The sequence below is a fragment of the Streptomyces sp. R44 genome (assembly GCF_041053105.1).
Lineage (GTDB): Bacteria > Actinomycetota > Actinomycetes > Streptomycetales > Streptomycetaceae > Streptomyces.
In genome coordinates this window covers 1,809,097-1,829,033 of sequence record NZ_CP163444.1, presented here as the reverse complement: position 1 = coordinate 1,829,033, position 19,937 = coordinate 1,809,097, and the positions used below count along the sequence as shown (strand labels likewise).

Genomic DNA, 19,937 nt, shown 5'->3' with positions numbered 1-19,937 from the left:
GTCGCGGAATGGCTCAAGATCCCGAGAAGTTCGACTCCGCGATGGCCACCTGGCAGGAGTGGCAGGACGCCCCCTGGGGCCGCCTCCGCTACACGCTCGCCGAGGCGAACCTCGTGCGGCACCTCGACGAGGGGTCCGGGGGCGGGCCGCTGCGGATCCTCGACCTCGCGGGCGGCGACGGCGGTGACGCGCTGCGGCTCGCCGCGCGGGGCCACCACGTCACCGTCGTCGACCTCGCACCGGCCATGCTGGCCGCCGCCGAGGCGCGGGCGGTGGAGAGGGGGCTTGCGGACCGGGTGAGCTGCCTCCTGTCGGATGTGCACGCACTGCCGGCGGAGATCGCCGACGGCGGCTTCGACGTGGTGCTGTGCCACAACCTCCTGCAGTACGTGGACGACGTGCCCGGCACCCTCGCCACGGCGCTCGCCCCGCTGAAGGAGGGCGGGCTGTTCTCCGTGATGGCGATCAACCGGCACTCGGCGCCCCTGAACGTCGCCGTCCGGCAGCTGGATCCCGCCGCGGCCCTGGTCGCCCTCGACGGCGACCGGCTGCGGAACGAGATGTTCGACTCCGAGCTGACCCTCCACACGGCGGAGGAGATCATGCCGGTCCTCGGTGAGCTCGGCTGCCGGGAGGTGCGGCACTACGGCATCCGCAGCTTCTGCGACTACCTGACGGACGACGCGCGCAAGTACGACCCGGCGTACTACGCGGACCTGGAACGGCTGGAACTCGCCACGACGGCGCGAGCGCCCTACATGCACACCGCCCGCCTCTTCCAGCTCACGGCGCGGAAGGGGCCTGCCTCCTGACGGGACGCCGGCTCCAGGTCTGTCAGTGCCCGGAGGCCAGGTCGTTGTGGGCATGCGTTTCGCCGGGGCGGAACGGGTGGGCACAACGGAACGGCGCCCCTGCCGCCGCCAGAGGCTTCCGCACCCTGACCCGCACCGGATGTGCGCCGCTGCTTGTGGTGCGGGTCAAGGCGTGGGAGGCGGAGGCGCCGCTCAAGCGCGCCGTCCCGTGTGCCCACCCGTCCCGGCCTGCGGGACGATTGCCCACACGGGCGTGGGCGGGGGCACCGCGCGGCGCGGGCGCGGGACCCGCGCTGGTGGCGGGCGGCGTTCAGCGTTTCTGCGCGGCCTCGGGCCGCGACGTGCACGGCTGAGGTCGAGGCTCGCATCAGGGAGCTGTTTCCGGCGGCGCGCCCGTTGACCTGGAAGTGCACCGCTGCCGCGACGTCCCAGGCGTCACCGCCCAGGAGCACCTGTTCGGTCTGGAGGCCGATGTCCTTGGGGTCGGACGCCGCCCAGCGGTGGAAGGGGTCGAAGACGTCGGGCAGGTCGAGGCCGCCCCGTTCGAGGAGCGACTCGCTCCCGGAAGGCGCCGGGTGGTCCGAACTCGAAGGGGGCGCCCAGCGCGTCGCCCACGGCGGAACCCAGTACGGCGCCCACGGACCTGTCGGTGACTGGCATGGGGTCAGATCAGAGCGGTGGTCTTGCGAGGTGTTCGGGTCGCGCGGACCAGGAGGAACAGCGGGAGCCCGATGGGGGAGAGGAGGATGGTCAGGAGGAGGAGCGGGGCCATCAGGAAGGGCGAGAGCGAGAGGCGGCGGGACTCGCGGTACATCCATTGGCCGAGGAGGAGGTCCCAGGCGATGACCTGGGCCCAGAGGGCGCCGGCGCCGTTCGCGAGGGTCGTGAGGTCGCGGAAGGTGTCGATGTCGGGGCTGCTGACCGCGGCCCACAGTTCGGGCAGGACCGGGGCGGCGAGGACGGCCCAGACGGCCAGGATCGGCAGGACGGTCAGGGGTGAGGCGGCCAGGCGCTCGGTCACCCGCCGGCCCGGCGCGAAGATCATGAGCAGCCAGACCGGCGCCGCGAGGAAGAACGTCAGCTCGAAGAGGAAGCCGGTCATGCCGTGGCCTCCGTCGGGTGGGTCGCCGTGGTGGTGCGCAGGGACAGTGCCGCGGCGGCTCCGCCCGCCAGCACGATCGCTCCCGCGGCGGCCAGCGTCGCGCCGTCCGGGGCGAAGAGCGCCTGGCCGCGGAGGGCCTGCCAGGTCAGCAGGGCGAAGGTCGCCGCGTACGCAGCCGAGGCCGTGAGCGTCAGCCGCAGCCGTACCCCCTCGTCCGCCAGGCGCGCGAGGGCCGGGAAGCGGGCGGAGCGCGCGGCAAGCGCGGTCAGGACGAGCAGCAGCAGCGGGAGCAGCTGGAGCGCGTGCATGCCGAAGAAGTGCGGGATGCGCAGGTCGCCGCCGGTCGTGGCCCAGCCGGTGACCGGCATCGACGGGCCGCCGTCCGGCACGCCGACGCTGTGGGCGCCGGTCATCGGCACCCCGTCGACGGCGAGCTGCTCCGATGTCGGACGGACCATCAGGAAGCCGACGGCGGCGCCCGCCAGGGCCAGCAGGGAGGACAGCCGGACGGCCCAGGCCATGGCCCGGTCGAGGATCCGGGCGCGGAGCAGGAGGACCGCGATGACGAGGGCGCTCAGCCACAGCACGGCGACGGTGGCGCCCATGACCTGGAAGACGGCGGCGTCGAAGGGGGTCTGCTGGTTGAAGTGGCTCTGGGTGCCCCGGATCACCTGGAGGGTGATCAGCACCATCTCGACGAGGCTGGCGACCGTGAGTACCGTCCCGGCCCACCAGCCGGCCCGTCGGCCGCGGGGGAGCAGCGAGAGCATCCAGGCCAGCGACAGCCCGTAGGCGACGAAAGAGACCGAGAACTTGAACGGCTTGGTCCAGATCGGGACGCCCACGAGCATACGGTCGTCGACGACGATGCCGACGGCGGAGACGAGGGCCAGGACGACCATCGCGGCGGAGAACCAGACCAGCGGGCGGTGGAGCCGGGGCAGGGCGGCGAGTGGCCGGGTCTGCGGGGCCGACAAGGTGGACGAAGGCATACGGATCCCCCCGTGGGAAGTATGGATAGTGGCACTTGCCGCTATCTGATAGCGCCACTATCTATGATGGAGGCGTCGGTCGGCAAGGCCGGAGAAAGACCGGGAAGGTGAACGCGCGGTGCGCATCGGAGAGTTGAGTCGCAGGACCGGGGTGTCGGTGCCGACGATCAAGTTCTACGTACGGGAGGGGCTGCTGCCCGCCGGGGAGCTGACGAGCCCGAACCAGGCCTCGTACGGGGAGGAGCATGTGCGGCGGCTCCGCCTGATCCGGGCGCTCCTCGACGTGGGCGGGCTGTCGGTGGCGGGGATCCGCGGCGTCGTGACGGCGGTCGACGACGCGGAGCGGCCGGTGCACGACGTGCTGGGCGCGGCGACCAAGCCTCTGGTGCCGCGCTACGAGCGCGAGGCCGGAGACGGCATCGAGGAGGCGCGGAAGACGGTCGCCGGGCTGATCGCGGCGCGAGGCTGGCACACCGACCCTTCCGGCCCGGCGGCGGAGGCCCTCGCGACGGCCCTCGTGGCGCTCGACGAACTCGGGCACGGCCGGTTCGTCGATGTCCTGGACACGTACGCGGACGCGGCGGAGCAGGTGGCGCGGGCCGATCTGGACTACGTGGCGCGCCATGTGGCGCGGGAGGAGCTCGTGGAGAGCGCGGTCGTCGGCACGGTCCTCGGCGACGTGATCCTCTCCGCGCTGCGCCGCCTGGCCCACGTGGACGCCTCGGAAGCCATGTTCGGCCGGGCGCAGGCCGGGGCGGCGCGGGACGGGGCAGTGCAGGACGGGGCGGCGCAGGACGGGGCAGTGCAGGACGGTGCGGCGCAGGACGGGGCAGTGCGGGACGGTGCGGTGGCGGACGGGGCGGCGCCTGACGGGGCAGCGGAGTGACGAAGGGGCCCGGGGCTCTTGTCGCCCCGGGCCCCTTCGGCTCAGTTCTCCTGCTCGCGCTCCACCTGGTCGTTCCACTCGCGCTTCATCGCGCGCCAGCCCTCGTCCGACTTGCCCAGGCGCCAGTAGCCCGAGATCGACAGGCGTTCGCGCGCCACGCCGCGGTCCAGCCGCAGGTGCCGGCGCAGCTCCTTCACGAAGCCCGCCTCGCCGTGGACGAAGGCGTGCACGTCGCCGGCCGGGAAGTCCAGGGCCGTGACCGCCTCGACCAGCGCCTCGCCCGTCGGGCGGTCGCCGCGGTGCAGCCAGGTGACCTCTATGCCCGTCGCCGTCGCCAGCTTCTGCTCCTCGGCCGCGTCCGCGACCTCGATCAGCACGTGGGCCCTCGCCCCCTCGGGCAGCTGCTCCAGGGTCGCCGCGATCGCCGGGAGGGCGCTCTCGTCGCCCGCGAGCAGGTGCCAGTCCGCCTCCGGGTCCGGCGCGTAGCCGCCGCCGGGGCCGAGGAAGCGGACCGTTTCGCCGGCCTCGGCGCGCGCCGCCCAGGGGCCCGCGAGGCCTTCGTCGCCGTGGACCACGAAGTCGATGGTCAGCTCCCGGTGGACCGGGTCCCAGGCCCGCACGGTGTACGTCCGCGTCGTCGGCCACTGCTCCCGGGGGAACTCCGCGCGGATCCGCTCGATGTCGAACGGCTCCGGGTAGGAGACGCCCTCCGGGGCGAAGAGGAGCTTCACGTAGTGGTCGGTGTACGTGTCCGCCGCGAAGCCGTCCAGCCCGGGACCGCCCAGCACGACGCGCACCATGTGCGGAGTGATCCGCTCGGTGTGCACCACGCGCGCTTCGGTGGCCTTCGGTGCCTTGCGGGCCGGCTGCTCTGCCACGGGCTCTCCTGACTCTGCGTACTTAGGTATGCCTAAGCTAGCATCCCGCGTCAAGAAAGGCCCGAGCGTCTACGGACCGCCCGGGATCCGACGTACTCCGTCAGCGCTCCAGGACCGGCAGCAGGCGCCCCACCGCGCCGCCCAGGTTCCAACGCTTCACCAGCGCCTCCAGGGCCGCCGGGTCGCGGGGGGCGGCCGGCAGGGCCGCGTCGAACTCCGGCAGCGGTACGTCGGCGGCGACCCGCACCACCGTCGGCGCCACGTCCAGGTAGGCCGCAGCCTCCACGATCCCGCGCCGCTTCGCCGGCGTCAGCTTCGACGTCCGGTCCTCGGCCGCCGCCCGGACGCCCGCCAGGTCCCCGTACTCCGTGATCAGCTGCGCCGCCGTCTTCTCGCCGATGCCCTTCACCCCGGGCAGGCCGTCGCTCGCGTCCCCGCGCAGCGCCGCGAAGTCCGCGTACTGGTCGGGCCGCACCCCGTACTTCGTACGGATCAGCTCCGCGTCCACCAGGTCGCAGTCGCCGACGCCCTTGCGCGGGTACAGCACGCGGACGCCCCGCGCGTCGTCGACCAGCTGGAACAGGTCGCGGTCGCCGGTGACGATGTCCACCGGCCCCCCGGCGCGGCCGGCCAGCGTCCCGATCACGTCGTCCGCCTCGTACCCCGCCGCCCCGACCCGCGCGATGCCCAGCGCCGCGAGGACCTCCTCGATCACCGGCACCTGCGGGGACAGCGTGTCCGGGATCTCCTCCACGTCCGGGCCCGTCACCGTCTCCACGGCCACCCGGTGCGCCTTGTACGAGGGGATCAGGTCCACCCGCCACTGCGGCCGCCAGTCCTCGTCCCAGCAGGCCACCAGATCGTCGGGGCGGTGGTCCTGGACGAGCCGGGTGATGAAGTCGAGCAGCCCGCGCACGGCGTTCACCGGGGTGCCGTCCGGCGCCCGGACGGAGTCCGGCACGCCGAAGTACGCGCGGAAGTAGAGGCTGGCGGTGTCGAGGAGCATCAGGCGTCGCGTCACACCCCGATCATGCCGCACCCCACCGACAGGACCCTCCGTTCCGCGCGCCGGGCCGCCGCTCCAGGAGTCCGCGCCGACCCTTCCGGTATCGGCGGCGGGCCGCTCCAGGAGTCCGCGCCGGGTCCCTTCCGGAGTCCGCGCCGGGCCGCTCCAGGAGCCCGCACCGGTCTCTTCCGGTGTCCGCGCCGGGCTCCTCGGGACCCCTCGCGTGACCCCCGTCACCTTTGCGTTTGCACCCTGTGAAGCCGGGCAGGCGCGAGCCCGGAGCGGAACCCGGTACGGGATTCAACGAAAAGGATCCCCGTACGCGACGGGCCCGCGGGCCGATCCCGCCCGCTCCACGGCCGGCCACGCGGGGGTGGTGGGGCCGTTCTTCATTTCTACCCGTGAGGTGTATGTGTCCAGGCTCCAGGCCGACCATCTGTACAAGGTGTTCGGCAGACGACCCGACGAAGCCGTCCGCAGGCTCGCCGACGGCGCCGACCGCGACGAGCTGCGCGCCGAGGGGACGACCGCCGCGGTCGTCGACGCCGGCTTCATCGTCGAACCCGGCCAGATCTTCGTCGTGATGGGCCTGTCCGGCTCCGGGAAGTCCACCCTCCTCCGCATGCTCAACGGCCTGCTCGAACCCACCGCCGGCCGGGTCCTCTACGACGGCCACGACCTCACCGCGCTCTCCCCCCGCGAGCTGCGCGAGGTCCGCTCCACGAAGATCAGCATGGTCTTCCAGCACTTCGCGCTCTTCCCGCACCGAAACGTCCTGGAGAACGCCGCGTACGGCCTGGAGGTCCAGGGTGTGCCCCGTACCGAGCGCGAGACCCGCGCCGCCGAGGCCCTCGAACTGTGCGGCCTCGCCGGCTGGGAGAAGTCCTGGCCCGACGAGCTCTCCGGTGGCATGCAGCAGCGCGTCGGCCTCGCCCGCGCCCTCGCCACCGACGCCGACCTGCTCCTGATGGACGAGTCCTTCAGCGCGCTCGACCCGCTGATCCGCCGCGACATGCAGGACCAGCTCCTCGTGCTCCAGCAGCGGCTGAAGAAGACCATCGTCTTCATCACCCACGACCTCAACGAGGCCATGCGCCTCGGCGACCGGATCGCCGTCATGCGCGACGGCAGGATCGTCCAGCTCGGCACCGCCGAGGACATCCTCGTCCGCCCCGCCGACGACTACGTCGCCTCCTTCATCCAGGACGTCGACCGCTCCCGGGTGCTCACCGCCGCCGCCGTCATGACGGACGCCGCACCGGCCGACTGCCCCGAGGGCTGCGCCTGCCGGGCCGTCGGACCCGACACGCTCGTCGCCGACCTGTGCGCCGTGGCCGCCCTGGCCCCGCACCCCGTGACCGTCGAGGACACCGACGGCTCCGTCCTCGGAGTCGTACCGAACGAACGTCTCCTCGCCGTCATGGGCGGTGTCGCCGCGACGAATGCCCCGATCACCAAGACCCAGGAGGTGACCGCCCGTGCCTAGGCTTCCCCTCGGCCAGTGGGTCGACAGCTCCGTCGACTGGCTCCAGGCCCAGTTCTCCTGGCTCTTCGACGCCGTCAGCACCGGCGTCACCGGTCTGTACGACGGCATCGACGCCGTCCTGTCCGCACCCCAGCCGCTGCTCTTCGCCGGCATCCTCGCCGTCGTCGCCTGGTGGCTGCGCGGCCTCGCCGCCGGTGTCCTCGCCTTCGCGGGCTTCGCGCTCGTCGACTCGGTCCAGCTGTGGGACGAGGCCATGGCGACGCTCTCGCTGGTCCTCGTCGCGACGCTCGTCACCCTGGTGATCGCCGTACCGCTCGGCATCTGGGCGGCCCGCTCGAAGACCGTCAGCGCCGTCCTGCGGCCCGTCCTCGACTTCATGCAGACCATGCCGGCGATGGTCTACCTCATCCCCGGCATCATCTTCTTCGGCGTCGGCGTCGTCCCCGGCATCATCGCCACCATCGTCTTCGCGCTGCCCCCGGGCGTGCGCATGACCGAGCTCGGCATCCGCCAGGTCGACGGCGAACTCGTCGAGGCCGCCGAGGCGTTCGGCACCACTCCGCGCAACACGCTGCTGCGCGTGCAGCTGCCGCTCGCCCTGCCGACGATCATGGCCGGTGTCAACCAGGTCATCATGCTCGGCCTCTCCATGGTCGTCATCGCCGGCATGGTCGGCGGCGGCGGGCTCGGCGGCGCCGTCTACCGCGCCATCGGCAACGTCGACATCGGCCTCGGCTTCGAGGCCGGCGTCTCCATCGTCGTCCTCGCCATGTACCTGGACCGGATGACCGGCGCCCTCGGCCGCCAGGTCTCCCCGCTGGGCCGCCGCGCGGCCGCCAAGGCCCGCGCCGCGCTCGCCGCCAAGCGGGCCGGGGCGAAGCTCTGGGCCCACCGCCCGCAGCCCGTCACCGCCCTCGTCGGCGTCGTCGTCCTCGCCCTCGCGGCCGGCGGCATGGGCTTCCTCGGCGGCAACGGCGGCGCGACCTCCACCACCGCCTCCGGCCCGAACGGCGGCCACGGCAAGAAGGTCAGCATCGGCTACATCCCCTGGGACGAGGGCATCGCCTCCACGTACCTGTGGAAGGAACTCCTGGAGCGCCGCGGCTACGAGGTCGAGACCAAGCAGCTGGAGGCCGGCGCCCTCTACACCGGCCTGGCCGGCGGGCAGCTCGACTTCCAGACCGACGCCTGGCTCCCCGTCACGCACCAGCAGTACTGGGACAAGTACAAGAACAAGCTGGAGGACCTCGGCTCCTGGTACGGCCCCACCTCCCTGGAGCTCTCCGTCCCCTCGTACGTGAAGGGCGTCGACTCCCTCGCCGACCTCAAGGGCAAGGCCGGACAGTTCAAGGGCCGGATCGTCGGCATCGAGCCCAGCGCCGGAATGATGGGCATCCTCAAGGACAAGGTCCTCAAGGACTACGGCCTGGAGGGCGAGTACCAGGTCGTCGACGGCTCCACGCCCGGCATGCTCGCCGAGCTGAAGCGCGCGTACGAGCGCAAGGAACCCGTCGTCGTCACCCTCTGGTCCCCGCACTGGGCCTACTCCGCCCACGACCTGAAGAAGCTCGACGACCCCAAGGGATCCTGGGGCAAGGGCGACGGCGTCCACACCCTCGCCCGCAAGGGCTTCGCCGCCGAGAACCCCGAGGTCGGCGCCTGGCTGAAGAACTTCTCGCTGACCGAGAAGCAGCTCACGGACCTCGAAGCCGTCATCCAGGAGACCGGCAAGGGCAAGGAGCAGGAGGCCGTCCGCACCTGGCTGGACCGGAACCCCGGCCTCGCGGAGAAGCTCGCCCCGCAGTAGGGTCCTCCGCTCACTGGCCGAAAAGGGGTGGTCGCCGAACGTGTTCGGCGACCACCCCTTTTCGTCACGACGCGAAACCCCGCCCCAAAGCTGCGTAAGGTTCAGGTAACCGACCGGTACGAGCAGAGGGAGGGAGCCGACATGGACGAGAAGGAAGCACCCCGCGTGGGCGCGGCCGTCAAGAGGCGCCGCAGAGCGCTCCAGCTGACCCTGGCCGTCGTCGCCTCCCGCAGCGGCCTCTCCGTGCCCTTCCTCAGCCAGGTCGAGAACGAGCGCGCCCGCCCCAGCCGCCGCTCCCTCGAACTCGTCGCCGAGGCCCTGGAGACCACGGCCGGGGAACTCCTCGCCGCCGCCGAGGCCTCCCGCACCGTCGACGTCGTACGGGCCGGGGACCGCACCCCGGGCATGCCCGCGGGCGTACGGTCGCTGGTCCGCGGCCGCCACCAGCTGCACGCCCTGGAGTTCACCGGCGAGCAGGACGCGGGACGCGAGTTCCAGCACCGCAACGACGAGCTGATCTACGTGGCCGACGGCGCCGCCGAGGTCGAGGCCGAGGGCCGTGCCCACCGGCTCGGCCGCGGCGACACGCTCTACCTCTCCGGCGGCGTACGGCACCGCTGGCGCGCCACCGAGCCCGGCACCCGGCTCCTCGTCGTCGCGGTCGGCGACCACGTCGAGGCCGAGGAGCAGTGAGTACGTGGTGATGCCGAGGGTCGTCTCCCTCGTGCCCTCGCTCACCGAGGCCGTCGCCGTCACCGCGCCCGCCGTTCTCGTCGGCGCCACCGACTGGTGCAGCCACCCCGCGGGGCTCGACGTCGTCCGTATCGGCGGCACCAAGAACCCCGACGTCGCCGCGATCGCCGCGCTCCGGCCCGATCTCGTCCTCGCGAACGAGGAGGAGAACCGCGCCCCCGACCTCGACGCCCTGCGCGCCGCCGGGCTCGACGTCCTCGTCACCACGATCCGCACCCTCGACCAGGGGCTGCGGGAACTGGAGCGGGTCCTCGCCGCCTGCGACGCGCCCCGGCGGCCCCGTTGGCTCGTGGAGGCCGAGGCCGCCTGGGAGGCCGTGACCCCCGTGGAGCCCCGCACCGCGGTCGTACCGATCTGGCGGCGGCCCTGGATGGTCCTCGGCTCCGACACCTTCGCCGGCGATCTGCTCGCCCGCCTCGGCGTCCGGAACGTCTACGCGGACCATCCCGACCGCTATCCGCGGATTCCTCTGGACGAACTCCGGGCGGCCGCGCCCGAGCTCGTCGTCCTGCCCGACGAGCCGTACCGCTTCACACGGGACGACGGCCCCGAGGCGTTCCCCGGGACCGCCGCCGCCCTCGTCGACGGGCGCATGCTCACCTGGTACGGGCCGTCACTGGCCGAGGCCCCGCGGGCACTGGCCCGGGCCCTGCGAGCAGCGCACCGCTGAACAGTCCGCGCAGGGTGTGGAAACCGGCCACCAGCCAGGCCGCCACGAGGAACACGTACAGGCCGATCGCGAGCCACCGGAACGCGTCCAGACCGGTGTGCTGCGCCAGCCCCTCGGCGCCGGTCACACAGGTACCGACCGGGAAGGTGAAGGCCCAGAAGGTCATCGCGAAGCCCATGCCCCGCCGCCGCGCCCGCAGCACCATCGCCCCGGCGAGCGCCAGCCACAGCAGCGCGAAGCCCATCACGGGCACGCCGTAGAGGACGGCGAAGGCGGCGAAGCCGTGGGCGTACGGGGCGGGCAGCACGCCCGTGGCCGTGTCGGCGAACTTGTTCGCGGCGGTCGTCGACTGGCCCAGCGGGCCGAGGACCAGGAACAGGGTGGGGGTCAGCGCGAGGGGCAGCGGGCCGCCGGTGACGAGCCGCCCGAAGACCAGCGGCAGCATGACCAGGGTCGCGAGCAGGCTGACGCCGAACAGCGCGTGACAGCCGATGAGGAGCGTCTGCTGAGCCTGCCCGGCGGGCAGGTGGGGCACGAGGAGGGGGCCGAGCGCGGCGGAGACCATGGGGGCGACGACGGGCAGCAGCCACACCGGTGACGCGCTCTCGATCCGGTGGTGCACGACCATCAGGTACGGGACGGCCACCGCGGCCACCAGGCCGATCACCGTGCCGGCGGTGAACAGGACCGTGTCGACGGCGACGGCCGCCGGGAGCCCGATCCAGTCCCGGCCCACGATCATCGCCCCGCCGCCGACCGCGAGCAGCGCCATCGACAGACAGCCGTAGAACGGCGCCATCGCCGGGTCCATGAGGTGGGCCCGGGCCTGGTCCCGGTGGCGGGCCCAGTGCGCGGCCCGGGCGGCGACCAGGGCGAGCAGCATCGCGAGCGACAGGACCCAGACGGCCGCGCAGGCGGTACGGAGCCCGGGGACGTCCAGGGGGAGGGCGGCGCCCGCGTTGGCGACGATGGCCGTGCCCATGACGGAGGCGTACCAGTTGGGTCCGAGGTGACGGACGGAACGGGCCGCGGGGGCGCCGGGGGTGGTGGCGCGGAGGGCGGGAAGGGGAGGTGCGAGGCTTGCCATGTCCTGATCGTTTCGCGCCGGAACCGGCCCCACCAGGGACGTTGCGGCTATGAGGCCATAAGCTGCCTTTATGAGCAGTTCCTTCGCGGGCAGCGAGCAGGGCGAGACGCCGAACCCCCTCCACCACCGGGTCCCCGACCTCGGGGCCCTGGAGCTGCTCCTCGCCGTCGCCCGGCACGGCAGCCTCGGCGCGGCGGCCCGCGAGGTCGGCATCACCCAGCCCGCCGCCAGCAGCCGGATCCGCTCGATGGAACGGCAGCTCGGCGTCGCCCTGCTCGACCGCTCGCCGCGCGGCTCCCGGCTCACCGACGCCGGCGCCCTCGTCACCGACTGGGCGCGGCGGATCGTGGAGGCCGCGGAGGCCTTCGACGCGGGCGCGCAGGCGCTGCGGGGACGGCGGGACTCACGGCTGCGGGTCGCCGCGTCCATGACGATCGCCGAGTACCTGCTGCCCGGCTGGCTGATCGCGCTGCGCGCCGAGCGGCCCGACACGGCCGTGTCGCTCCAGGCCGGGAACTCTGCGGCCGTCGCGGAACGGCTCCTCGCCGGCGAGGCCGACGTCGGCTTCGTCGAGGGGCTCGCCGTGCCGGACGGCCTCGACGGGGTCGTCGTCGCGCACGACCGCCTCGCGCTCGTCGCCGCGCCCTCGCATCCCTGGGCACGGCGGCGGGCCCCGCTCGACCCGGCGGAACTGGCCGCGACCCCGCTCGTCCTGAGGGAACGCGGCTCGGGCACCCGGCAGGTCCTGGACGCGGCGCTCTCCGCGCACGGCGGGCTCGCGCAGCCGCTCCTCGAACTCGCCTCCACGACCGCGGTGAAGGCGGCGGCGGTGAGCGGGGCCGGGCCGGCGGTCCTCAGCGAGCTCGCCATCACGGAGGAGCTGGCGTCGCGCCGCCTGGTGGCGATCCCGGTGGAGGGCGTCCTGCTCCGCCGCGACCTCCGCGCGGTCTGGCCCACGGGCCACCGCCCGACGGGCCCGGCCCGCGACCTGCTGTCGCTGACGCGGGGGTGAGGGGGCGGTACCTCGCTGCCGTGTGGGCAATCGTCCCGCAGGGCGGGACGGGTGGGCACACGGGACGGCGCCCTTTCGCTGCGCCTCCGCGTTCCGCGCCCTGGCCCGCACCACCTTGCGCGGCGCACAACGCGGTGCGGGTTCAGGCGCGTAAGCCTAGGCCCGGCAAGGGGCGCCGTCCGTTGTGCCCACCCGTTCCGCCCTGCGGAACGATTGCCCACAATGGGGGGGGCGGCGGCGTCAGGCGTCCGGTGCGCGGAACGTCACCCGCCCCGACACCGTCGTCAGCCGGACCGGGACGTCCGGGAGTTCCGTCGACGGGGTCGTCAGCGGATCCGCCGCCAGGACCGTCAGATCCCCGCGGTGGCCCACCGCGAGCCGCCCCGCCTCGTGCTCCTCGCCCGCCGCGTACGCCGCCGCCGTCGTCATCCCCCGCAGCGCCTCCAGCGGCGTGAGCGCCTGCTCGGGTCCGTGCGGCGCCTGCCCGAGGTCGCGGCTCGGCCGCCGGTGCCGGGCCCCGGCCATCACACCGAGCGGCGGGAACGGCGCGATCGGCCAGTCCGAGCCGAGCACCACCGTGGCACCCGAATCCGACAGGTCCCGGCAGCGCCACGCGCGCGCGGCGCGCTCCTCGCCGAGGCGCCGCGACCAGTTGTCCGTGTGGTCGGCGCGCGTGAAGTCGCAGCAGTGCGTGGGCTGCATCGACGCGAGAACGCCCAGCTCCGCGAACCTCCGCAGCGTGTCGTCCGGCACCGTCTCGATGTGCTCCACCCGGTGCCGCACCCCGGCGCCCCCGGCGCCCCCGGCGGTCCGCGCCTTCTCGACGGAGTCGAGCACATGTCGTACCGCCGCGTCACCGATGGCGTGCGTCGCCGTCGCCACCCCCGCCCGGTGCAGCTCCCCGATGATCCGGGTGTACGCCTCCGGGTCCGGCCAGAAGGCGTGCGTCGACTCACCGTGGCAGTCCGGCCGCTCCAGCCACGCCGTCCCGTTGTCGATCGTCCCGTCCATGAACAGCTTCACGCCCGCGACCCGCCACAGCTCGCCCCCCGTGCCCTGGAGCGCGATCAGTTCCCGTACGCCGAGTTCGTCCGTCCCCGGCTGGCACCACGGCGCGACCCGGAGCCGCAGCGGCAGCTCGCCGGCCGCGTCGAGTTCCCCGTACAGGGCGAGGCTGTCCCCGTTGGCGTCCATGGCGTGACCGCCCGTGAGGCCCGCCGCGGCCATGGACCGCAGGGCCGTCGCGAGCCGCTCCCGGCTCTCCTCGCGCGTCGGCCGCGGCGCGACCCGCTCGACCAGCTCACAGGCCGCGTCCTCCTGGAGCAGCCCCGTCGGCCGCCCGTCGGCGTCGCAGACGACCTCCGCCGACGCCTGGTCGAAGGTGCGGGGGCCGTCGACCCCGGCGAGTTCGAGGGCCCGGCGGCTGGCCAGGGCCGAGTGCGCGTCGAACAGCAGCAGGAAGGCCGGCACCCCGTCGAGCACGGCGTCGAACGGCGCCGTGCCGACGGGCCGGTCGCCGAACACGTTCGGGTCGAGCCCCCAGCCGAACAGCCACTGACCTCGGTCCAGGCTCCGCACCTCGCGGGCCAGCGCCTCCCGGACGTCGTCGACGTCGGAGCAGTACGACAGGTCGAGGCCGTGGGTGAGCTCGGCACCGGACACCGGGTGCAGGTGGCCGTCGACGAGACCGGGGGTGACCACGGCCCCCTTGAGGTCCACGACGGTGGTCGCCGGACCGGTCAGCGCCCGGATCTCGCGGTCGTCGCCCAGGGCGGAGATCCGGCCGTCCTCGGACACGGCGAGCGCGGTCTCCGGAAGGAACGCCCCCGTGCCGGGGTCGAGCAGTCGGGCGGAGAGCAGGGCGAGTCGGGTGCGCACGATGGCTCCAGGAAGAGTGCGGGAGAGAGGGGGAGGGGGGAGGGGCAGGGCTCGGCCCGAAGGCGCCGGGCCGGGCCGGGCGGCGGGCGCGGTGAGGTTCGACGCCGCCGGCCGTGATCGGCGAGGGGCGGCGGACGGCCGTCGTCAGCGCGACTCGGTCGACTCGGTCGGCTCGGCCGACGCGGCAGGCTCAGCCGACGCGATCGCCCCGGCAGGCTCGGCCGACTCCGTCGGCTCCGCCCGCTCAGCCGCCGCCGACTCGATCGCCTCCGCCCACCCCTCCGGCAGCGTCACCTCCGTGAGGGCTCCCCGTGTCAGCCCCAGTTCCCGTTCCGCCGTCGTCACCGCCATCCGCGTCACCGCCTCCGGGCGGTTGCTGCGGTCCGTGTTGGCGTGGGCGCCGAGGCCGTCGAGGACCACCAGGATCTGGATGGCCGTCGTGCGCGGGTCGTCCGTCCGGAACTCGCCCCGCTCGACGCCCTCGCGGATGAGTCCTTCGAGGCGGTCGTCGGAGGCGAGCTCCTGTTCGGCGACCCGGTCGCGGAGCACCGGCCGGTAGCGGCTGAGGTGCCGGGCGTTGATCCACAGGCGGCTGATGTCGTCGTACGCCTCTCCGGCCGAGAGGGCGAAGTAGCGCGCGAGGTACTGCGTCGGGGTCCCGTCGGGACGGTCCGCGGGCAGCAGGGCGTCGAGCTCTCCGGTGGACGCGACGCTGAACGCCTCGGCCACCAGATCCTCCGCCGACGGGAAGTAGTGGCTGATCAGACCGGGTCGTACGGCGAGCTCGTCGGCTATGCGCCGGAGCGTGACGCACTCCAGGCCCTCGGTCAGGGCGACCCGGGCCGCGGTCTCCACGATCTCCGCCCTACGGGCCTCGGGAGTTTTCCGAATTCTCTTGCGCTGGACGCTTGACGGCATACCGGTGATGCTATTGAGTGTGCGACCAATAAGCAAACAGGTGGGCACGACAGCTTCCGGAGGGCCGCATGGCTTCCACGATCCCCGACCCCGGCGCGGCCCGCGCCGAGGTCACCCCGCCGGCCACCGACCGGCCGGGCCGCATCGAGGCCCACGGCATCGATCACATCCCCGACACCGAGCGCCACGGGCATCCCCGCGAGCTCTTCTCCGTCTGGGCCGCCGCCAACGTCAACTACCTCAGCCTCGTCATCGGCGGCGCCCTCGTCCTGATGGGCCTGAGCCTGTGGCAGGCCGTGGCCGTGACCGTCGTGGGCAATCTCTTCTGGGTGCTGACCGGGCTCCTCGCCACCTCCGGACCGGCGGCGGGCGCGCCCAGCGAGGTGATCACCCGCGCGCTGTACGGCGTCATCGGCAACCGCGTGAACAACGCGATCGGCGGCTGGCTGGTCTCCGTCTGCTACTTCGCGCTCAACCTGGCCGCCGCCGCGACCGCCGCCTTCGCGCTCGTCGAGAAGGCGGGCATCACCGCGACCACCCCGGTCAAGGTGGCCGTCATCGTGGTGATCGCCGCCCTCACGCTGGCCATCAGCGTCTACGGCCACGCCCTGATCATCAAGCTGTACCTGCCGATCACCCTGGCCCTGGCCGGCGCGTTCACCGTCGTCGCCCTCTCGGTCTTCCGCCACGCCGACTTCTCGTACACGCCCGCCGAGCCGCTGACCGGTGTCGACCTCTGGGCGGTGATCATCGCGGGCACCACGATGGTGGCCTCGGGCCCGCTCTCGTACACGACGAGCGCCGACTTCTCCCGCTACCTGCCCCGTACGGCCTCGCCGAAGGCGATCGCCGGCTGGACCGCGCTCGGCGCCTTCGTCCCCAGCATCATCGTCGGCTCGCTCGGCGCCTTCGCCGCGACCGCCGTCGACATGACCGACCCTCAGAACGCGCTCCAGGAGATCCTGCCGGGCTGGTTCGTGCCCGTCTTCCTGCTCGCCCTCGTCCTCGGCACGATCTCCATCAACGCCCTGACCGCGTACAGCGCGGGTCTGGCCCTCCAGGCCGTCGGCCTGCGCATCCGACGCACCGTCAGCGTCCTCTTCGACGGCACCGTCGCCGTCGCCGCCACCCTCTACGGGCTGCTGGTCTCCAACTTCCTGGACACCGTCAGCAACGCCCTCCAGGTGATCGTGGTCCTGATCGGCCCCCTCATGGCCGTGTACGCCACCGACATCGTGCTGCGCCGGAACCGCTACGACGGCCGCGCCCTCTCCGACGAGACCCCCGGCAGCCCCTTCTGGTTCACCGGCGGCGTCAACTGGGCGGGTGCCCTCTCCCTGATCGTGGGCGTGGCCTCGGCGGCCCTCTGCGTCAACACGGTCTACACCGGCCCGGTCGCCACGGCGCTCGGCGGGATCGACCTCTCCATGCCGGTCGGCATGATCGTCGCCTCGGGCCTGTACGTGCTCCTCGGCCGTCGCGCGGTGGCGGCGACGAGCTGAGCCCCCCTACCGCGGGACGGCCGGAGCCCACCCCGGCCGTCCCGCACCCTTTCCGGCGGAGCTACCGGCCCGCCGCCGCCTCCACCAGGCCCCGCATCACCCGCAGGTCCTCGCCCATCTCCGGGTGCCACTGCACACCGAGGACCCATCCCGGGCCGTCCGTCTCCACCGCCTCCACCGTGCCGTCCTCCGCGTGGGCCGAGGCTGTGAGGCCCGTGCCCAGGCGGTCCACGGCCTGGTGGTGATAGGTCGGGACCTCGGCGAGCTCGGGTACGAGCGAGGCGTACCGCGTGCCCGGCACCGGCTTCACCGCGTGCCGGCCGATCACCCCGACCGCCTCCACGTGCCCGTCCAGGTGCTGGATCAGCGTGCCGCCGAGCGCCACGTTCAGGAGCTGCATGCCCCGGCAGATGCCGAGCAGCGGGGTGCCGGAGGCCAGGGCCGCGTCGATCAGGGCCAGCTCCCAGGTGTCCCGGGCCCGGGCCGGCGGGCCGGTACGGGGGTCGGGCTCGGCCCCGTACCGTACGGGCTCGACGTCCGCCCCGCCCGCGACGACCAGGCCGTCGAGCCGCGCCACGACCTCCGCCCCCTCCTCGGGCCCGCCCGGCGGCAGCATCACCGCGAGCCCGCCGCTCTCCCGTACGAGACGCGGGTACTGCGCGGGGAGCAGCGCGGCGGTCATGTCCCACACGCCCCAGCGCGCCTGGTCCAGATAGGTGGTCACGCCGATCAGCGGCTTGGTCACGGAACTTCCTCCAGAGGTGCGGAGAGTCGGGCGGATCAGTCGCGTTCGAGCTCGGCCTCGGCCGCGGCGAGCGCCGCGAACTCCTCCTCGGGCGCACTGGCCACCAGATGGTGCCGACTGTAGAACGCGAAGTAGGCGAGGGCGATCACGTACACCCCGAGCGCCATGAACGCCGCCGTCCGGTCCACCAGGAAGGTCGCGACCAGCGCCGAGAGGGCCAGGACGAAGGCCACCGACGAGGTCACGATCCCGCCGGGCGTACGGTACGGCCGGTGCAGCCCCGGCTCCCGGCGGCGCAGCACGATGTGGGAGAGCGCCATCAGGGCGTACGAGATGGTGGCGCCGAAGACCGCGATGTTCAGCATCCGCGCCCCGTTCCCGGTCCAGGCGGCGAGGGCGAAGCCGATGGCGCCCGGGATGAGGAGCCCCAGGTAGGGCGACTTGCGGCGGCTCGTGAGGGAGAGGAACCGGGGCAGGTAGCCGGCCCGGGAGAGGGCGAAGAGCTGGCGCGAGCCGGCGTAGATGAGGGAGAAGAAGGAGGCGACCAGGCCCGCGAGGCCCGCGTAGTTCACGAAGCGGCTGAGCGCGGTCGGCTCCCCGTCGCCCTGGAGCGCCACGACCAGCGGGTTTCCGGCCTCCTGCACGGCGGCCGCGCCGTGCGCCCCGGTGGCGGCGAAGAAGGTCATGACGGCGAGCAGCACCAGGATGCCCATGGAGATCGCGAGTGCCTTCGGCATCGACCGCACCGGGTCCTTCGCCTCCTCGGCGGCGAGCGGCACGCCCTCGACGCCGAGGAAGAACCACATGCCGAAGGGGAACGCTGCCCAGATGCCGAGGAGCCCGAAGGGCAGCCAGGAGTTCGACCCGAGGGCCTCGCCGTCGACCGGGATGTCGTTGAGGCCGTCCACGTGGAAGTCGGTGAACGCGCCGAGCGCGAAGACGACCAGGGCCGCGACCGCGATCGCCGTGACGATCAGGCTGAAGCGCAGCGCCTCGCCCACGCCCCACAGGTGGATGCCGATGAAGAGCGCGAAGCAGACCAGGTAGACCGGCCAGCCGGACTCCAGGCCGAAGAGCCCGAGGGACTCCACGTAGTCGCCGATGAAGAGGGAGATCGCGGCGGGGGCCAGGATGTACTCGATGAGGATCGCGGTGCCGGTGAGGAAGCCGCCCCAGGTGCCGAGCGCCCGGCGCGCGAAGCCGTAGCCGCCGCCCGCGGTGGGCAGGATGGCGGAGAGCTCGGCGAGCGCGAAGACCAGACAGGCGTACATCGCGCCCATCAGGACGGTGGCGACGGCGAGTCCGCCGAAGCCGCCCTTCGACAGGCCGATGTTCCAGCCGGAGAAGTCCCCGGACACGACGTACGCCACGCCGAGGCCGGTCAGCAGCAGCCAGCCCGCACTGCCGCGGCGCAACGCCCGGCGTTCCAGGTAATCGTCCTTCGTCGGCGTGGTGTCTTCCAGCGTCATGGCAGCGTCAGCTCCCCGCAACGGGCCCAATGGATTGGAGCCATACCTTTGCGGTGGCCGACGGGGGAGCGCAACCCCCGTGCGTTACTTTCGGGTTACGCCGCGGTCCGCCTTCCCGTCACGTCAGGAAGCCCCGGAGCAGCGCCGCCGTGCCCGCGCAGTGCTCCCGCATCACCTCGCGCGCCGCGTCCGCGTCCCCGTCCAGGACCGCCTCCACCAGGGCGGTGTGCTGGTGCTGGGAGTGCTCCAGGTTGCGTACGAGCAGGGGGATGCAGTCCAGCAGGTCGTTCACCGTCGCGCGGACGGCGGCGTACTGGGCCGTCAGCGTCGGCGAGCCGGAGAGCTCCGCGAGCGTGAGGTGGAGCAGGGTGTCCTGGCGGCGGTAATCGGCCAGCGGGGCGTCATGGGTCGCCGCCACGGCCGTCCGCAGCCGCTCGGCGCCCGCCGCGTCGAGACCGTGGGCCGCGCAGAGCCCGGCGGCCCCCACCTCCAGGACCTCACGGAAGCGCAGGGTGTCCTCCATGTCGACCGTGGCGATCCGGCGGCGCAGCTCGTCCTCGTCCGCCGTCTGCGTCCTGGGCAGCACGAACGTCCCGCCGTACCGGCCGCGCCGGCTCTCCACGAGCCCCTGCTCCTGGAGGACCTTGAGGACCTCGCGCAGGGTCACCCGGCTGATCCCCATCCGGTCGGCGAGCTCCCGCTCGGCGGGCAGCCGCTCCCCGCCGGGCACCAGACCGAGCCGTACCACCTGCAGGATCTGCTCCAGGGCCTCCTCGAATCCGTTGCCCGCCCGCACCGGCCGCAGCACGGGCGTCAGCCGGTCCGCCGATTCACTCGTACTGGCCACGTTCTCGTTTCCCTTTCTCCAGCACTTCCCAAGCAATGGTCTTCCGCAATACCTTATGGCTCCCGGCAGGCCGAAGGAGGAGCAATC

Annotated in this window: 18 protein-coding genes and 1 pseudogene; 8 read left to right on the top strand and 11 right to left on the bottom strand. The window is 73.2% G+C overall.

Features of this window, described 5'->3' with window-relative positions:
• Positions 1-8 precede the first annotated feature (8 nt).
• Positions 9-812, top strand: a complete 804-nt coding sequence (locus tag AB5J54_RS08505; protein WP_369143274.1) for a class I SAM-dependent methyltransferase — start codon at positions 9-11, stop codon at positions 810-812.
• 299 nt (positions 813-1,111) lie between these two features.
• Here AB5J54_RS08505 and AB5J54_RS08500 read toward each other — a convergent pair.
• The 3 genes and pseudogenes from AB5J54_RS08500 to AB5J54_RS08490 form a co-directional block, all read right to left on the bottom strand.
• Positions 1,112-1,472 (bottom strand): annotated as a pseudogene (locus tag AB5J54_RS08500) (ADP-ribosylglycohydrolase family protein); the annotation flags it as partial.
• Between the two features lie 4 nt (positions 1,473-1,476).
• On the bottom strand, positions 1,477-1,914 hold the full coding sequence (locus AB5J54_RS08495) for an ABA4-like family protein (protein WP_369143272.1): 438 nt from the start codon (positions 1,912-1,914) through the stop codon (positions 1,477-1,479).
• Positions 1,911-2,816 (bottom strand): hypothetical protein, encoded by a 906-nt coding sequence (locus tag AB5J54_RS08490; RefSeq protein WP_369149261.1) that lies wholly within the window; start codon positions 2,814-2,816, stop codon positions 1,911-1,913. The genes AB5J54_RS08495 and AB5J54_RS08490 overlap by 4 nt, the downstream gene beginning before the upstream one ends.
• Before the next feature lie 208 nt (positions 2,817-3,024).
• Between AB5J54_RS08490 and AB5J54_RS08485 the strand changes: the two genes are divergently transcribed.
• Positions 3,025-3,792 carry a MerR family transcriptional regulator gene (locus AB5J54_RS08485; RefSeq protein WP_369143271.1) on the top strand — a complete coding sequence of 256 codons (768 nt, stop codon included), beginning with the start codon at positions 3,025-3,027 and terminating at the stop codon, positions 3,790-3,792.
• Between the two features lie 41 nt (positions 3,793-3,833).
• On the opposite strand, the gene AB5J54_RS08480 is transcribed toward AB5J54_RS08485, so the two are convergent.
• Both AB5J54_RS08480 and AB5J54_RS08475 read right to left on the bottom strand, forming a co-directional pair.
• Positions 3,834-4,670: a siderophore-interacting protein gene (locus AB5J54_RS08480; protein WP_369143270.1), complete on the bottom strand. Its 837-nt coding sequence runs from the start codon at positions 4,668-4,670 to the stop codon at positions 3,834-3,836.
• Positions 4,671-4,770: 100 nt separating this feature from the next.
• On the bottom strand, positions 4,771-5,676 hold the full coding sequence (locus AB5J54_RS08475) for a 5'-3' exonuclease H3TH domain-containing protein (RefSeq protein WP_369149260.1): 906 nt from the start codon (positions 5,674-5,676) through the stop codon (positions 4,771-4,773).
• 412 nt (positions 5,677-6,088) lie between these two features.
• Between AB5J54_RS08475 and AB5J54_RS08470 the strand changes: the two genes are divergently transcribed.
• The 4 genes from AB5J54_RS08470 (at position 6,089) to AB5J54_RS08455 (ending at position 10,392) form a co-directional block, all read left to right on the top strand.
• Positions 6,089-7,162: a glycine betaine/L-proline ABC transporter ATP-binding protein gene (locus AB5J54_RS08470; protein WP_369143269.1), complete on the top strand. Its 1,074-nt coding sequence runs from the start codon at positions 6,089-6,091 to the stop codon at positions 7,160-7,162.
• Positions 7,155-8,969: an ABC transporter permease/substrate binding protein gene (locus tag AB5J54_RS08465; RefSeq protein WP_369143268.1), complete on the top strand. Its 1,815-nt coding sequence runs from the start codon at positions 7,155-7,157 to the stop codon at positions 8,967-8,969. Before AB5J54_RS08470 ends, AB5J54_RS08465 begins: the two co-directional genes overlap by 8 nt.
• 141 nt (positions 8,970-9,110) lie before the next feature.
• Complete coding sequence (locus tag AB5J54_RS08460) at positions 9,111-9,662, top strand: helix-turn-helix domain-containing protein (protein WP_369143267.1); 552 nt, start codon at positions 9,111-9,113, stop codon at positions 9,660-9,662.
• A gap of 10 nt (positions 9,663-9,672) precedes the next feature.
• Positions 9,673-10,392, top strand: a complete 720-nt coding sequence (locus tag AB5J54_RS08455; RefSeq protein WP_369149259.1) for a helical backbone metal receptor — start codon at positions 9,673-9,675, stop codon at positions 10,390-10,392.
• On the opposite strand, the gene AB5J54_RS08450 is transcribed toward AB5J54_RS08455, so the two are convergent.
• Positions 10,319-11,479 (bottom strand): TDT family transporter, encoded by a 1,161-nt coding sequence (locus tag AB5J54_RS08450; protein ID WP_369143266.1) that lies wholly within the window; start codon positions 11,477-11,479, stop codon positions 10,319-10,321. The two genes, AB5J54_RS08455 and AB5J54_RS08450, sit on opposite strands and share 74 nt — an antisense overlap.
• Positions 11,480-11,549: 70 nt before the next feature.
• Between AB5J54_RS08450 and AB5J54_RS08445 the strand changes: the two genes are divergently transcribed.
• Positions 11,550-12,491: a LysR family transcriptional regulator gene (locus AB5J54_RS08445; protein ID WP_369143265.1), complete on the top strand. Its 942-nt coding sequence runs from the start codon at positions 11,550-11,552 to the stop codon at positions 12,489-12,491.
• Between the two features lie 240 nt (positions 12,492-12,731).
• On the opposite strand, the gene AB5J54_RS08440 is transcribed toward AB5J54_RS08445, so the two are convergent.
• Positions 12,732-14,369 carry an amidohydrolase gene (locus AB5J54_RS08440; protein ID WP_369143264.1) on the bottom strand — a complete coding sequence of 546 codons (1,638 nt, stop codon included), beginning with the start codon at positions 14,367-14,369 and terminating at the stop codon, positions 12,732-12,734.
• Positions 14,370-14,513: 144 nt separating this feature from the next.
• Positions 14,514-15,287, bottom strand: coding sequence for a TetR/AcrR family transcriptional regulator (locus AB5J54_RS08435; protein ID WP_369143263.1), 774 nt, complete (start codon positions 15,285-15,287; stop codon positions 14,514-14,516).
• Between the two features lie 68 nt (positions 15,288-15,355).
• Here AB5J54_RS08435 and AB5J54_RS08430 point away from each other — a divergent pair, with 68 nt between their 5' ends.
• Positions 15,356-16,789 (top strand): cytosine permease, encoded by a 1,434-nt coding sequence (locus AB5J54_RS08430; protein ID WP_369143262.1) that lies wholly within the window; start codon positions 15,356-15,358, stop codon positions 16,787-16,789.
• A 61-nt stretch (positions 16,790-16,850) separates the two neighbouring features.
• On the opposite strand, the gene AB5J54_RS08425 is transcribed toward AB5J54_RS08430, so the two are convergent.
• The 3 genes from AB5J54_RS08425 to AB5J54_RS08415 all read right to left on the bottom strand — a co-directional run bounded on the left by AB5J54_RS08425 (position 16,851) and on the right by AB5J54_RS08415 (position 19,850).
• A complete protein-coding gene (locus tag AB5J54_RS08425; RefSeq protein ID WP_369143261.1) occupies positions 16,851-17,534 on the bottom strand; it encodes a gamma-glutamyl-gamma-aminobutyrate hydrolase family protein in 684 nt (227 codons plus the stop codon).
• A gap of 35 nt (positions 17,535-17,569) precedes the next feature.
• Positions 17,570-19,003: an ethanolamine permease gene (gene eat / locus AB5J54_RS08420; RefSeq protein WP_369143260.1), complete on the bottom strand. Its 1,434-nt coding sequence runs from the start codon at positions 19,001-19,003 to the stop codon at positions 17,570-17,572.
• Positions 19,004-19,121: 118 nt separating this feature from the next.
• The gene (locus tag AB5J54_RS08415) at positions 19,122-19,850 is read right to left on the bottom strand and encodes a FadR/GntR family transcriptional regulator (protein WP_189804500.1); all 729 of its coding nucleotides are present in this window, start codon (positions 19,848-19,850) and stop codon (positions 19,122-19,124) included.
• Positions 19,851-19,937: the final 87 nt, after the last annotated feature.